8 protein-coding genes are annotated in these 15,613 nt (G+C 71.6%); 2 read left to right on the forward strand and 6 right to left on the reverse strand.

What is annotated here, in order from left to right; genetic code table 11:
• The first annotated feature begins 283 nt into the window (after nucleotides 1–283).
• Nucleotides 284–3,910, forward strand: coding sequence for a trypsin-like peptidase domain-containing protein (locus ACIBKX_RS29775; protein WP_363273476.1), 3,627 nt, complete (start codon nucleotides 284–286; stop codon nucleotides 3,908–3,910).
• Between the two features lie 121 nt (nucleotides 3,911–4,031).
• Nucleotides 4,032–4,982, forward strand: coding sequence for a bifunctional riboflavin kinase/FAD synthetase (locus ACIBKX_RS29780; protein ID WP_363273475.1), 951 nt, complete (start codon nucleotides 4,032–4,034; stop codon nucleotides 4,980–4,982).
• Nucleotides 4,983–5,205: 223 nt separating this feature from the next.
• On the opposite strand, the gene ACIBKX_RS29785 is transcribed toward ACIBKX_RS29780, so the two are convergent.
• From ACIBKX_RS29785 to ACIBKX_RS29810, 6 genes are all read right to left on the reverse strand, one after another.
• Nucleotides 5,206–6,207 (reverse strand): ABC transporter ATP-binding protein, encoded by a 1,002-nt coding sequence (locus tag ACIBKX_RS29785; RefSeq protein WP_363273644.1) that lies wholly within the window; start codon nucleotides 6,205–6,207, stop codon nucleotides 5,206–5,208.
• 38 nt (nucleotides 6,208–6,245) lie between these two features.
• Entirely contained in the window at nucleotides 6,246–7,271 is a 1,026-nt protein-coding gene (locus ACIBKX_RS29790) for an ABC transporter ATP-binding protein (RefSeq protein WP_399376433.1), read from the reverse strand.
• Between the two features lie 14 nt (nucleotides 7,272–7,285).
• Nucleotides 7,286–8,218: an ABC transporter permease gene (locus ACIBKX_RS29795; protein ID WP_363273474.1), complete on the reverse strand. Its 933-nt coding sequence runs from the start codon at nucleotides 8,216–8,218 to the stop codon at nucleotides 7,286–7,288.
• The gene (locus ACIBKX_RS29800) at nucleotides 8,215–9,312 is read right to left on the reverse strand and encodes an ABC transporter permease (RefSeq protein ID WP_363273473.1); all 1,098 of its coding nucleotides are present in this window, start codon (nucleotides 9,310–9,312) and stop codon (nucleotides 8,215–8,217) included. Before ACIBKX_RS29800 ends, ACIBKX_RS29795 begins: the two co-directional genes overlap by 4 nt.
• 3 nt (nucleotides 9,313–9,315) lie before the next feature.
• Nucleotides 9,316–11,232, reverse strand: coding sequence for an ABC transporter substrate-binding protein (locus ACIBKX_RS29805; protein WP_363273471.1), 1,917 nt, complete (start codon nucleotides 11,230–11,232; stop codon nucleotides 9,316–9,318).
• 534 nt (nucleotides 11,233–11,766) lie between these two features.
• Entirely contained in the window at nucleotides 11,767–15,225 is a 3,459-nt protein-coding gene (locus tag ACIBKX_RS29810; protein WP_363273470.1) for an SCO5717 family growth-regulating ATPase, read from the reverse strand.
• Nucleotides 15,226–15,613: the final 388 nt, after the last annotated feature.

The raw sequence follows: 15,613 nt of genomic DNA on the forward strand, positions 1-15,613 counted from the left end.
TGATTGTGGTGGGGTGGGGTGGGGTTGGGGGGGGGGGGGGCGGGGGGCGCGGGGGGGGGGGGGGGGGGGCGGGGTGGGGGGGGGGGGGCCCCGCCCCCCCCCCCCCCCACGACTGCCCCCCCTCCCAAGGTGTATCCATCACGCCCCGCCGATTCACCCCTTCAGGCAGGCGCTCGGAGTGAACCGAGGGGGCGGAAGGGGGCGCGTTCGCCGCGCGTTCTGTCCCGCTGATCACCGCCGACCTACCGTCGAAGGACGGGGCGCGTGGCAGGGAGGTTCGGGCATGACGGGACAGGGGGACCCGGCGGCCCTCGACAGGACCCTGGTGCGGATATGCGATCTGGCGGGGCGCCCGCGCGGGACCGGATTCGCCGCCGACGACCACGGCACCGTCGTCACCAGCCATGAGGCGGTCGACGGCCTCGCCCGGATCGTGCTGCACGCGGCGGGGGAGCGCGTCTGCGTGGTGACCGCGGACGCCGTGGTGCCGCTTCCGGAGGCCGATCTCGCTCTCGTACGCACCGAAGGGCTCGGGCTGCGTCCGCTGCCGGTCACCGTGCGCGAGACGGTTCCCGTCGGCGCCTATGTGCGGATCGCGGCGCGCGGCTGGCGCGAGGCGCGTGTCCTCGGCCCGGCGGCGGTGACGTACACGGCGACGGACCGCTTCCACCTCGTCGACGCCGCGCTGGAGCTGGCCATCGGGACGGACGGCGCGGACGCGCTGCGGCTCGGCGGCGGGGCGGCGGGCGGACCGGTCCTGGACGCCTCGTCCGGAGCCGTACTCGCCGTCCTCGGGACCGCACTGCACGGCGAGCACCGCGCGGCCGGGTTCGCCGTGCCGCTGCGGGACGCGGCGGCGGGTGACCCCGGCGGGCCGCTCGCGGAACTCCTCGCGCGCAACGCGGCGACCGTTCCCGCATACGGCCGCGACCTCAACGTGGCGGGCGCGCTGCATCTGACGGCGACGTCCGTGGGCTCCGACGGGCCGCGTGCCGCCGTCCTCGAACCCGTCGAACGCCCGGATACGGCAAGGGAGTTGACCCGCTTCACCGAAGGGCCCGCGCAGGTACTCGGGCTGGTCGGCGACCCCGGCACCGGCCGCACCACCGAACTCGCGGCGCTCGCCGCACGCAGGGCACGCGGCGCCGAACCGGCCCCCACGCTGTGGCTGCGCGGCGCCGACCTGGAGGGCGCGGACACGGGGGTCGGTGACGCGGTGGAGCGGGCGCTGCAGCGGGCGGGGCGGATCGTGGAGGCCTCCTCGCAGGAGCTGCTCGCCGGGGCGGACGACGGGCTCGGGGACATCTCGGCGGGGCGGGTCGCACGGCTCGTGCGGGACCGGGGGCGGCCGCTGCTCCTGCTGCTCGACGGGCCCGAGGAGATGCCGCCCGCGCTCGCGCACCGGCTCGTGGAGTGGAGCGGGGGTACGGCGGACTGGCTGCGGGGCACGGGGGCGCGGCTCGTCGTGGCGTGCCGTACGGAGTACTGGGAGCTGGCGGGGGAGCACTTTCCCGCGGAGCTTCGGTACGGGGACGGGCTCGCGGGGTGTGTGCGGCTCGGGGAGCTGCCGGAGCGGCAGGCGCGGATCGCGCGGGCCCGGTACGGCATTCCGGACGGCGCGCTCGCCGCCGCCGACGCGCGCCATCCGCTGGCGCTGCGGCTGCTCTCCGAGGTGCGGGCGGCGCTGCCGGACGCGCCGCCGCCGGGGCGGCCCGGCCGGGAGGAGATCTTCGCCGCCTATCTGGACCTGATGTGCCTGCGGGTCGCGGTGCGGCTCGCGGCGGCGGGCGGGATTCGGGGGGCGGCTGTGCGGCGGCTCGCGGCGAAGGTGTCGGGGCAGGTGCATGAGGCTGCGCGGCGGTGTCTGGGGCCCGGGCAGGGGGAGCTGGACCGGGCCGCCTTCGAGGAGGTGTTCCCTTGGGGGACGGGGTGGGCGTCCGCGGTGCTGACGGAGGGGCTGCTGGTGCCCGCGGGGGGCGGCTATCGCTTCGCGCACGAGGAGCTGGCGGACTGGATCCAGGGAATGCATCTGGATGTGGACGGGGCGCTGTGGTCCCTGGTCCATCGCCACGGGGCGGCCGCGCCGCGGCCATCGCCGTCCTTGCCGGTACCCCGGCATCGCATCGGCCCCGTCATCCAGGCGCTACTGCTCGTGTCCCGGCAACGGGGCCCCGCAGAACTCGGGGCTCGACTAGGGGAGTTGGCCCGGTTCGGTGAGCCTTGCGCGCCCTCCGGTCCATCGGCACCCGGCGCTGGGGGTTGTGCCCACCCGTCCCGCCCTGCGGAACGCCTGCCCACAACGGAGACGACAAGCAATACGGCAACGAGTGCTGCTGTGGGCAGCTGTGCGGATTACCCGCCCACAGGCGAGGCAGCCGTCCCCGCTGTGGGCAGGCGGCCCGCAGAGCGGGACGGGTGGGCGCAGCCCCAGGTGCCGGGTGCCGATGGGGCAGGGGGCAGGGGTGGTGGGGGTGCAGCGCCGGGTGCCGATGGAGCAGCGGACGCCGAGTGGTGGGCGGAGCGGTTGTTGGGGGAGGTGTTGACGCGGGTGGGGGATGCCTCGCCCTATCTCGGGGTGTTGCGGGAGATGGCCCGGCAGGGCAGGTGCGGGCCTGGGTTCTGGCTCGCCCTGCCCCTCTCCGAAGAGGCCCGCTTCGACCTCCTGCGGGGGGTCGTGATCCACGACCCGCCGCCCGGCACCCCGCAGGGCAGAACCCTCGAAGCCATCGCCGAGCTGCTCGCAGAGCACCCCGCAGCGGTGCAACCGCACCTCACCCGCTGGTTCACCGACGAGCGCCGCCTGGAGGCGACCCCGGACGCCACCGTCGCCTCCGCCGCCCAGGCCCTGCTCCACACCCACCGCCACCGCGCCATCGACGACCTCACCGAAGCCCTCGTCGACTCCGCGCACCCGAGGGCGGACGAACTGCTCGCCGTCCTCGCCGAGGAAGAACCCTCCGCCATCTGCCGCGCAGTCGACCGCTGGGTCCACGACGACCGCCCCGCCCGCCGCGTCGCCGCCGTCGCCTATGGCCTGCGCGCCGCCCCGCACGCCACCACCGTCGCCGACCGCGAACTGCTGCGGTACGCCGCGTTCGCCCTGCTCGCCCGCCCCGCCGACGACACCCTGCACGGCGCCGCCCTCGCCCTCCTCGTCCGCGACCCGCAGACCCGCGCCCGCCATCTGCCCCGCGCCCTGCGGCACTTCACCGCGGGCGACCCGCAGCTGCCCCCGAGCGCCCTCGTCGCCGCCTTCGACACGCACCCCGAGCCGGTCATCGCCGCCTTCCGGAAGCGGCTGTACGGCCCGGGGCCCGCGCCGGGCGACGTACTGCGGAGCCTGGCCGGCGTGACGGCGCCCAAGGCCGCGCGGCGGGTGGCCGACCTCGTACGCGACGTGCTGGAGCTCCGCCCCGACCTGGCGGGCCATGTGGCGGCGTACCTGGACCTGCGGATGGAGCAGGGCCCCGGCGTCCGCGCCGTACTGCTGCCGCTCGTGGTGAGCCTCCTGGAGGGCCGCCCGCCGCAGGTGCGCGCCGCGCTCGCCACCGCCGTCGCCGCGCCCGGCAGCGAGGCCTCGCGCGCCCTGCGGGCCGAGCTGCTCGACGTACTCCTCGACCGGGAGCGGACCCCCGAGGTCCTGGACGCGGTGCTGTGCGCGGTCGTCGGCGGCCCCGACCCGAGCCGCGTCCGCGATCTCGTGCACCGCACGGGCGAGCTGCTCGTCCGTACGCCGGACGGCGCGACCTGCTTCGACCGCCGCCTGGTCGAGCTGGCCCGCTCCGTGCCCGGCTTCGCGGGACTCGCCGCCCGGTGGATGGGCGACGCCCCGCAGGAGTGGGCGGCCCTCGTCGGCCCCAGCGCCCGCCGCATGATCGAGAACCTCGCCGGGGCGCGCGTCCCGGCGTGACCCCCGCCACCCCATCCGATGCGATCCGGATCGCGTGGGCATGGCAGTCTTAGACCTGCGCAATGGGTATGGGTTATGGGTCGTACGCAGACGTACGCGGGTTCGGCGAGGAGCGAAGACAGTGCAGCGCTGGCGTGGCTTGGAGGACATCCCCCAGGACTGGGGGCGCAGCGTCGTCACCATCGGGTCCTACGACGGCGTACACCGCGGACACCAGTTGATCATCGGCCGTGCGGTCGAACGGGCGCGTGAGCTCGGGGTGCCCGCCGTCGTCGTCACCTTCGACCCGCACCCCAGCGAGGTCGTCCGTCCCGGCAGCCACCCGCCGCTGCTCGCCCCGCACCACCGGCGTGCCGAACTCATGGCCGAGCTGGGTGTGGACGCGCTGCTCATCCTCCCCTTCACCAGCGAGTTCTCGAAGCTCTCGCCCGCGGAGTTCGTGGTGAAGGTCCTCGTGGACAAGCTGCACGCGCGCGTGGTCGTCGAGGGCCCCAACTTCCGCTTCGGCCACAAGGCCGCGGGCAATGTCGCCTTCCTGACCGAGCTGGGCGCGACGTACGACTACGAGGTCGACGTCATCGACCTGTACGTCAGCGGCGAGGCCGGCGGCGGCGAGCCGTTCTCCTCCACCCTCACCCGGCGCCTGGTCGCCGAGGGCGACGTGGCGGGCGCCGCCGAGATCCTCGGCCGGCCGCACCGCGTCGAGGGCGTCGTCGTGCGCGGCGCCCAGCGCGGCCGCGAACTGGGCTTCCCCACCGCCAACGTGGAGACGCTCCCGCACACCGCCATCCCCGCCGACGGCGTCTACGCGGGCTGGCTGCACGCGCAGGGCGAGGCCATGCCTGCCGCGATCTCCGTCGGCACGAACCCGCAGTTCGACGGGACGGAGCGGACGGTCGAGGCCTACGCGATCGACCGCGTCGGACTCGACCTGTACGGGCTGCACGTGGCCGTGGACTTCCTGGCGTTCGTGCGGGGACAGGCCAAGTTCGACTCGATCGAGGCGCTGCTTGTGGCCATGGCGGACGACGTGAAGAAGTCCCGGGAGCTGGTCGAGGCGGCCGAGGGCTAGGGCCTGTCCGGCGGATCATGCCGCGGGTCGCGGGGTCTGGCACGCCGATCTGCGGCGTCTTCGTCGGTTGCCGGCTTCCCCAAGCTCTCGGCTGCGCTCGAGCAGGGGAGACCCCACTGCGTTGTCGCCCTCCTCCGCCTTGCATCTCGACGCACCAGACCCCGCTCATCTGCGTCGAAGAGTGGCCGCCCCCCCTCGCGCGGCCTGATCCGCCGGACAGGCCCTAGTCGCCCCTGGCGGGCGCCACTCGTACCTGGGCCCAGTGACAGGCGACCTGCGTCTCGCCCCCGCCCGAAAGCACCGGCAGATCCTCCGTACGGCAGCGGTCCGCGACCCCCGCCCGCTCCGCCTCGCCCGACGCCAGCACCTGGCACCGCGCGTGGAACCGGCAGCCGCCCGGAACGCGCGACGGGTCCGGGGGCTCGCCCGTGAGGACCACCGGATCGCCGGGGGCCTCGGGGAGGACCGACAACAGGGCCTGGGTGTACGGATGCTGAGGTGACGTCAGGACCTCCTCCACCGTGCCCGTCTCCACGATCCGGCCCAGGTACATCACCGCCACCCGGTCCGCGATGTTCCACGCGAGGCCCAGGTCGTGCGTCACCACCAGGGCGGAGAGCCCCAGTTCGTCGCGCAGGCGCAGCAGCAGCGCGAGGATCTCGCCGCGTACGGAGGCATCGAGCGAGGCCACCGGCTCGTCCGCGACGATCAGTTCGGGCTCAAGGACCAGCGCTCCCGCGATCACGACACGCTGGCGCTGGCCGCCCGACAGCTCGTGCGGGTAGCGCAGGAAGAACCGCTCCGGCGGGCGCAGTCCGGCCCGCGAGAGCGCGCCGGCGACCGCCGCCTGCTCGTCACCCCCGTACCCGTGGATGCGCAGCCCCTCGGCTACCGCCTCGTACACGGTGTGCCGGGGGTTCAGGGAGCCGCTGGGATCCTGGAGCACCAGCTGGACGCGCTTGCGGTACGCCTTGAGCGCCCGGCCCGAGTAGTCCAGCGGCTTGCCGCCGAACGTCACCTTCCCGGAGGTCGGCGCCACCAGGCCGAGCAGCGAGCGGGCCAGCGTCGTCTTGCCGCAGCCCGACTCGCCGACCAGGGCGACGATCTCCGCCGGTCTGATGTCGAGGTCCACGCCGTCCACCGCGCGGGCGGGCGGCGCGCCCCGGCGGCCGGGGAACGTGATGTGCAGATCGCCCGCCGAAAGGAGGGGCTCGTCGGTGGTCATGGGGCGCCGCTCCTCGGTGCTGTGGGTCCCGGTGTCGGTCACGGCGTACGCTCCGCGGTCGCCGGTGCCGAGGTCGGCTGCGCCGGAAGCTGCGACCCCGCGTGCACACACGCCGCGCGGTGCCGGACGCCCGCGTCCCGCAGGACCTGGTCCTCCGTGCTGCAGGAGTCGAGCGCGACCGGGCAGCGCGGGTGGAACGTGCAGCCGGTGGGCAGCACGGACGGGTCGGGCGGGTCGCCGGGCAGACCGCGCGGCGCGAAGCGCGAGGCGGTGTCGCCGATCCGCGGGAAGGCCGCCGAGAGGGCCTTGCCGTAGGGGTGCTGGGCGTTCTCGTAGACCTCGGAGGCCGGTCCCTCCTCGACCACGCGGCCCGCGTACATCACGGCGAGCCGGTCGCAGGTGTCGGAGAGCACCGCGAGGTCATGGCTGATCATGATCAGGCCGAGGTCCTGCTCGGCCACCAACTGCTCGATCAGGCGCAGGATCTGGGCCTGGATCATCACGTCGAGCGCGGTGGTCGGCTCGTCCGCGATGATCAGCCGCGGATCACAGGCGAGCGCCATCGCGATCATCACGCGCTGCCGCTGGCCGCCCGACAGCTCGTGCGGATACGCGTCCGCGCGGGCGGCCGGCAGGCCCACGTGTTCGAGCAGCTCGCCGGCCTTCTTCTTCGCGCCCGCCGGGGTGGCCTTCTTGTGCAGCAGGATCGGCTCGGCGATCTGGTCGCCGATGCGGTGCACGGCGTTCAGCGAGTGCATCGCGCCCTGGAAGACGACCGACGCGCCCGCCCAGCGGACCGCGCGGACCTGCCCCCACTTCATGGTGAGCACGTCCTCGCCGTCGAGCAGGACCTCGCCCGTCACCTTCGTCCCCGCGGGCAGCAGCCGCAGCAGGGCGAGGGCGAGCGTGGACTTCCCGCAGCCGGACTCGCCCGCCACGCCGAGCTTCTGGCCCGAGTCGACCGTGAGGTTCACGCCGCGCACGGCGGCGGCCCCGGACGCGTACGTCACTTCGAGATTTCTTACGTCGAGAAGACGCTGTTCGGTGGTGCGCTGTTCCGTCACCGTGGTCAAACTACTCAACGGGAGACCCCCAGCCTGGGGTTGAGCACGGACTCGACGGCGCGTCCGCACAGGGTGAACGCGAGCGCCACGATCGCGATGGCGAGGCCGGGCGGGGCGAGGTACCACCAGTTGCCCGCGCTGACCGCGCCCGCCTCGCGCGCGTCCTGGAGCAGTCCGCCCCAGGAGACGACCGTCGGGTCGCCGAGGCCGAGGAAGGCGAGCGTCGCCTCGGTGAGGATGGCACTGGAGATGACGAGAGTGGTCTGGGCGAGCACCAGCGGCATGACGTTGGGCAGCACATGCCGGCCCATGACATGCCCGTGGCCGCCGCCGAGCGCCTGTGCCCTTTCGATGTACGGGCGTGACTCCACGGCCAGGGTCTGGGCGCGGACGAGTCGGGCCGTCGTCGGCCAGGTCGTCACGCCGATCGCCAGGATGATCGTCCAGATGGACTTGGACATCACCGAGGCGAGCGCGATGGCGAGCACCAGCGTCGGCATCACCAGGAACCAGTCCGTGACGCGCATGATGACGGTGGAGTACCAGCCCTTGAAGTGCCCCGCGGTGATTCCCACGACCGTGCCGATGGCCACCGAGAGCACGGCGGCGAGCAGCCCCACGGTGAGGGAGATGCGCGCGCCCCACACCAGGAGGCCAAGGAGGTCGCGCCCGAACTGGTCGGTGCCCAGCGGGAATTCACCGCTCGGCGACTCCATCGGCTTGCCCGGCGCGTCGGTCACGCTCTGCGCGTCCGCGCCGACGAGCTGCGGCGCGAAGAGCGCCATGAGCGCGATCAGGACGAGCGCGGCGAGGCCGAAGAGCCCCGCCCGGTGGGTGCGGTACTCGCGCCAGAAGCGGGCCACCGAGTGGCGCCTGCGGGTCCAGGCGAGCGCCCGAGGACTCCTGGCGGCCGGGGCCGCCTCGGGCTTCGTTGCTTCGGTCGTCATCGGCCCACCCTCGGGTCGAGCAGCGGATAGATCACGTCGGCCAGGGTGTTCATCAGGATCACCGCGGCGGCGAAGACGAAGAACAGGCCCTGTACGAGGGGCAGGTCCGGCACGCTGAGCGCGGCGTAGAAGAGTCCGCCGAGGCCGGGCCAGGAGAAGACGGTCTCGACGAGGATCGCGCCCGCCACGACCGTGCCCAGGTTCACGAACATCAGCGTGACCGTGGGGAGCATCGCGTTCGGGACGGCATGGCGACGGCGTACGAGATCGTCGCGCAGCCCCTTCGCGCGGGCCGTCGTCAGATAGTCGCTGCCCATCTCGTCGAGCAGCGAGGAGCGCATCACGAGGAGAGTCTGCGCGTACCCGACCGCGACCAGTGTCACGACGGGCAGCACCATGTGGTGCGCGACGTCGACGACGTACGCGAAGCCCGTCTCACCGCCCGATTCGAGTCCGCCGGTCGGGAAGAGCCCCGGGATCGGACCGACCCCCACCGAGAAGGTGATGATGAGCAGCAGACCCAGCCAGAAGGACGGCACGGAGTAGAGGGTGAGCGCGAGGCCCGTGTGGACGCGGTCGCCCAGCTGGCCGTTGCGCCACGCGGTGCGGGTGCCGAGCCAGATGCCGATGAGGGTGTAGAGGACGAACGCGGTGCCGGTGAGCAGGAGCGTCGCGGGCAGCGCGTCGGTGATCTTGTCGATCACCGGGGTGTGGAACTGGTACGAGGTGCCGAAGTCGCCGGTCAGGGCGTTGCCGCAGTAGTCGAAGAACTGCGTCATGAGCGGCTGGTCGAGGCCGAACTCCTTGCGCATCGCGGCCAGTTGCTCGGCCGAGGCGCGCTTGCCGCCCGTCATGTGCTTCACCGGATCGCCCGGGATGAGCCGGAACAGGAAGAAGCTGGTGACGAGGACGGCGAACAGCGAGACGGCCGCGCCGCCCAGCTTGCCCGCCACGTACTGGAGATAGGCGCGGGTATTGCGGGCCCGGGGCCCGCGGCCGGCCGACGGCCCGGCGATTGCCGCCGGGTCGTCGGCCGCCGAGGTGCCCTTGGCACCTTCGGTGTCGAGCAGTGCGGGATTGCTGTCAGCGGTCATGCGTTACTCGCGGTCCTCTGCGGTCGAACGGCGGCGCAGGGCGAACAGGACTCCGCCGCCGACGAGCACCACCGCGGCGGCGGCGATACCGATGATGACACCGGTCGAGCTGCCATCCTTGGAGGAACTCTTCCCATCCGCGGGGACCGCTGACCACCAGCTCCAATATCCGTCCTGGCCGTAGATGTTGCCCGCGGCCGTCGGCATGGTCGTGATGGACTTGATCTGGTCGGTGCGGTAGGCCTCGACGGCGTTCGGGTACGCCAGGATGTTCATGTACCCGGAGTCGTAGAGCCAGGACTGCATCTCCTTGACGGTCTGAGCGCGCTTGGCCGGGTCGTACTCGGCCAGCTGCTTCTCGTAGAGCTCGTCGTACTTCTTGTCGCAGATGAAGTTGTCCGTCGCGGCGCTCTCCTTGGCCTTCACCGGGAGCGCGTTGCAGGCGTGGATGCCGAGCACGAAGTCCGGGTCGGGGTTGACGGACCAGCCGTCGAAGGCGAGGTCGTACTCACCGGCGTACCAGGGCACGGACACGTCGTCGAGGCAGTTGACGCTGAGCCCGATGCCGAGCTCTCCCCACCACTCCTTCAGATACTTCCCGACCGCCTTGTCGTTCGGATCGGTGGCGTGGCACAGGATCCGGAAGTCGAGCGGCTTGCCGTCCTTGCCGACGCGCTTGCCGTCGCTGTTCTTCTTGTAGCCGGCGTCGTCGAGCAGCTGGGCGGCCTTCTTGGGGTCGTACGCCATCTTCTGGTCGGCGGAAGGCTTCCAGGCGTAGTCGGCGAACCGCGGCGGAATGTAACCCTCGCCTTCGACGGCCTGCCCCTGGAAGACCTTGTCGACCAGGGCCTCGCGGTCCACGGACAGGAACAGCGCCTGACGCACCTTCTTGTCCAGGAGCGCGGGGTGACCGTCGCCGAACTTCTTCCCGTCACGCGTCTGGGCACCGGGGTTGGTGGCGAGCGCGAAGAAGCGACGCCCCGGCCCCTCGTTCACCTTGACGTTCTCCGTGCCCTTGAGCTCGGAGGCCTGCGCCGGGGTGAGCGCGGGCTGCCCGGCGACGAAGGAGACCTCGCCCTTCTTCAGGGCCGCGACGGCCGCGTCCTGGTCCTTGTACGTCTTGAAGACCAGCTCGTCGAACTTGGGCGCGCCGCGCCAGAAGTCCTTGTTGGCCTTCAGCTTCACGTACTGATCGGTCTTGTAATCCGTCAGGACGAAGGGCCCGTTCCCGACGATCGGGAAGTCCTTGTCGTTGTTGAACTTGCTGATGTCCCCGACCTTCTCCCACACATGCTTGGGGACGATCGGCACGTCGAGCGCGGCCATGGTGGCCTGCGGCTTCTTCAGCTCGACGACCAGCTTGGTGGGGCTGGGGGCGGTCACCTTCTTGAAGTTGGTGACGAAGCCGGAGTTGGCGGTGGCGGTGCCCTGCTTGGACATCAGCCGATTGAACGTGTACGCCGCGTCCTCGGCGGTCGCCTGCTTGCCGTCGGACCACTTGGAGTTGTCCCGGATGGTGTACGTCCAGGTCAGCTTGTCCGCGGAGGGCTCCCACTTGGTGGCGAAGCCCGGGATCGCGTGGTTGTCCTTGGCGTCGTAGTTCGTCAGGTACTCGTTGGTGAGCCGCAGGATGCTGGTGCTGAGCAGCCGCTGGGCGAGGAAGGGGCTGAGCGAGTCGACGCTCTGCGCCACCGCGACGGTGAGCGTCTTCTTCCCGTCGGCCTTGGCCTCCGCCTGCTGGGGCGCCGGGTTGAGCGGCGTGGCGAGCCCTGCGGTGAGAGTGAGGGCAGCGACGGCGGCTGCCGCGAGGAGCCGGGGGCGGCGGCTGCGCCACCCGCCCTTTCCGGCCCTCCGGGGCCCTGGCGGGGCCTTCGCCGTGCTGTGGGACCGTACTCTGCCGTGCTGATCTTGTGTGTCCATGGATCGGTGACCTCGCGTCATCGCTCGCGCAGGGATGGCTAGTTGATCAAGGAACGCCAGCTGGTTGATGTGTGTGTCTACCAGCGCCAGTCTGCGTCAGTCAACGGCAGGTGAACCCCATGTGGCCTGCGGAAATAACGAGTTGACCCGGATTTCATCCGCATTGGTCAAGACCTGTGAAGCGTGGCTGGTCGGGGGGTGATGGTGGGTGGAGGGGCAGGTGGGGGGCTTCCGTTCCTCCACCTCGCGCCGCCTGCCCTTCTTTGCTGGGGAGAGGTAGGTGGGGGGGCTACCGTCGCCCTGCCTCCCGCCACTCGCCCTTCTTCGCTGGGGAGCAGGCGGAATGTCACTGTCTCCCCCGCCCCTCCTTGCTGTGGGCAGGCGTTCCGCAGGGCGGTACGGGTGGGCACAGCCCAGGTGCCGGTGGAGTGAGGAGTCTGGCGGAGGGGCTGGGGATGGGCGCTCGGGGTCGGCCCTGGAATGGGGCTGGGCCCGCATCCGGGGTGGATGCGGGCCCAGTTGGCGGTACGGAGGCTACTGCTGGGGCGGCTGCTGCTGGGCGTCCGGCGCCTGGGGCGCCGGGGCGTGCAGGCCTCCGGGGGGAACCGGCTGGCCGGGCTGCGGCTGCGGCTGAGGCTGCGGCTGGGCCGGCTGGAACGGAGCCCCCGGCTGGTAGGGCTGCCCCGGCTGAGGCTGAGCCGGCGGCAACTGCCCCTGCTGCGGCTGAGGCGGAGCCGCCTGGTACGGCTGCCCCGGCGCGGGAGCCCCAGGCATCTGCCCCTGCGGCGCCGCCGCGTTCTGCCACCCCTGCGGAGGGTAAGGCTGCTGCCCCGGCTGAGGCTGAGCCGGCGGCTGCGGCTGCGGCTGCGGCTGCTGAGGGGCGTACGGCTGCTGCCCCCCCTGCCCCGGATACGGCACCTGCCCGGGCTGAGGCACCTGCCCCGGCTGAACCTGCTGCCCGGGCTGAGGCTGCTGCCCGGGATAACCCCCCTGCCCCGGCAGCGGCGGAGCCACAACCGGCGGCGGATTCCCGTCCGAAGTCCACAGCCCCTGCTCCTGCTGAGCCCGCACAAAGTCCTCGGCCACCATCGCCGAAAGATTGAAGTACGCCTCCCGAACCTTCGGCCGCATCATGTCGAGATCAACCTCCGCACCGGCGGCAAGATGCTCGTCGAACGGAATGACGACGACCCCCCGGCACCGGGTCTCGAAGTGCGACACGATGTCATCGACCTTGATCATCTTCCCGGTCTCACGCACTCCGGAGATGACGGTCAGCGACCGCGACACAAGATCGGCGTACCCATGGGCCGACAGCCAGTCCAACGTCGTGGACGCACTGCTCGCTCCATCCACGGACGGCGTAGAGATAATGATCAGCTGGTCAGCAAGATCAAGAACCCCCCGCATGGCGCTGTAGAGCAGCCCCGTACCGGAGTCGGTCAGGATGATCGGGTACTGCTTCCCCAGTACGTCGATCGCGCGCCGGTAGTCCTCGTCATTGAAGGTCGTCGAGACGGCCGGGTCCACGTCATTGGCGATGATCTCGAGCCCGGACGCGGCCTGGGAGGTGAACCGCCGGATGTCCATGTACGAGTTGAGGTACGGGATCGCCTGGACGAGGTCACGGATGGTGGCCCCGGTCTCACGACGCACGCGGCGCCCGAGCGTACCGGCGTCGGGGTTGGCGTCGATGGCGAGGATCTTGTCCTGCCGCTCGGTGGCGAGCGTGGAACCGAGCGCGGTGGTGGTCGTGGTCTTGCCCACGCCACCCTTCAGGCTGATGACGGCAATGCGATAGCAGGACAGCACGGGAGTCCGGATGAGCTCCAACTTCCGCTGCCGCTCGGCCTCTTCCTTCTTGCCGCCGAGCTTGAACCGCGACCCCCCGCCAACGGGCCGGCTGCTCTTGGCCTTCGGTTTGGTGTTGCGCAGCAGTCGATCGGAGGAGAGCTCGACGGCGGCGGTGTACCCGAGGGGCGCACCGGGATTGGTCCGCTCCCGCTGATCATGCTGAACGGCCTGCGGCCAGGCGGCACCGGTACGAGGATCGACGGGCGCCTGCGGGGCGGATGCCTGAGGCTGCTGCGGGGCCTGCGGAGCGGGCAGGTTGGGGGAGGGGTTCGGAATGACAGGCGCAGCGGGCGGAAGCGGCTGCTGCCCCTGCGGCACGGGCGGCTGAGGGAACCCGTAACTACCCTGGGGCGCAGGGGAGTTGGGGTTAGGGGCAGGCGCGGGCGCACCCTGCTGCGGGAACCCGTAGCCGACGGGCGGCGGAACAGGCGTACTGGGAGCGGGAGAGGGCGCAGGCGCAGGCGCCGGAACGGGAGCACCGGCTTGCGGGAACCCGTACCCACTCGGAGGCACGGAGGCTTCGGGAGCCGGAGCCGGAGCCGGAGCCGGAGCCGGAGCCGGAGCCGGAGCGGGCGCCGGGGCAGCGGCCTGCGGGAACCCATACCCACTCGGAGGCACGGAAGCTTCGGGGGCGGGAGCAGGCGAGACCGGAGCAGGCGCCGGGGCCGGAACCGGGGCAGCGGCCTGCGGGAACCCATACCCACTCGGAGGCACGGAAGCCTCAGGAGTAGGAGTAGGAGTAGGAGCAGCGGGCGCAGGAGCCACGGGCCCAGTAGGCGCGGGCCAAGCCTGAGGCGCGGGCTGCGGAGCCTGCGGCTGCACAGGCGCAGGAGCCGGGACCGGAGCGACCTGCTGAGGAACCTGCGGCTTCACTTCCTCCGGAGCCGGAGCCGGAGCCGGAGCCGGAGCAGGCGCCGACTCTGCCTGAGCAGGAACCGGCCACTGGGGCGCAGAGGTAGGCGCCGCAGGCTGGAACGCCGGCGGCAGCGGCGGAAGCCCACCCTGCGGCGCGGGCGGCGGGGTCCAGGAGGGCGGCACCGAGTCCTGCACCTCGTCGACGGGCACGGAGTCCTCAGGAGCAGAGTCTTCCGGCACGGCGTCGAACGGCACAGGCGCGGCATCTTCGGGCGCGGAATCTTCGGAAGCGCTCACGACACTAGAAGGCACCGCATCACTGATGTCGCCGGAGTCCTCCTCGTCCACAGCGGAGGCAACGACGCCCGGCACCTCAGACGCCACATCCTCGCCCTCGGCATCCTCATCGTCGGCGTCCGACACGACAGCAGCGACAACAGGGGCAACGGGAGCAACATCCTCCCCAGACCCAACAACCTCAGCCGACTCCACACGTCCGGACTCAGCCTCCCCCGCCCCTTCATCCGCAGCCACGGACTCGCCCTCAGCCACGGACTCACCCTCGTCCGCAGCCACGGCCTGGACCGAAGCCTCAGCCTGAGCCCGCTCCTCGATCTCCTGCTTCAGCGCACGAGCGGAGAACCGCATGGTGGCACCACTCTCAAGATCGCCACCTCCCAAGCTCTCGGCAACAGGCTCAGCCTCACGCACAGGCTCAGCCACGGACTCAGCCTCATTCGAACTTTCATCCGCAGCCACAACCGCAACCGCAACTTCAGACTCAGCGCCAGCCGCAGACTCGGCCTCACCCTCACCCTCAGACGCCACCTCACTCCGGGCCTCAGCCAAAGAATCAACCTCATCCTTCGGCACAACCCCGGTCACATGGACGGAGGCGGCAGGCCCGGCAAGAGCCCCACTCCAGTCAGCGGCACCTCCCGAAGGCGCGTCGGCAGGGACGGGAGCCTGAGGCTGAAACCCGCTCCCTACGGGAAGCTTCGGCACAACAGGAGAAACCGGCGCCTCAGGAACAACGGGAGGCGCGGGCGGCGAAACAGCCGGAGGAACAGCCGCAGCACCAGAAGCAGACGAAGCCGAGTCCGAGACGGACGGAGAGGCGGACGGAGTCTCCCCCGCGCTGCCGGACGCATTCTGCGTATACCAGGCAGGCGGCGCGTAGTCGATGGTGAACTCGCCCGTCGTCTCGGCAGCGGACTCCGCGTCGGACTGATCATCGACGGGTGTGTCCCAGCCCCCGCGGATCTCGTCCCGATCGCTGTTCACAATGCCTCCTGGTGTGGTCGAGCACCTGCGTGCCGTGGTGGGGGGCGACCGTTCCTGTCGTCCGATCCGCCTTGGCTCTCCCCGTTGAGACGCGAACGACCCGCAAAGAGGTTCTGGAGTCGCGTCCTGTCCCAGCCTAATCACCAAAAGCACCAGCACGGCAGGGCAGCCCACCCCACGAATGCTGTCCTTTCCGTCACGCACCCCACGGGAGTGATCCGCATATCCGAAACCGTGACGGACAAATGCCGCAGCAGCCGACAGATGGCAGCCAATTGGCGAAACGGCACGAGAACTCCCGCTCCGTGAGACGGCGTTGCAGCCTCGCGGTCACGCACACGTCCTCACGGTGCCGCCGCCTGTGCGCGCCCACGCCCACATCGCCCAC

The organism is Streptomyces sp. NPDC050658, assembly GCF_044457025.1.
Taxonomy (GTDB): domain Bacteria; phylum Actinomycetota; class Actinomycetes; order Streptomycetales; family Streptomycetaceae; genus Streptomyces.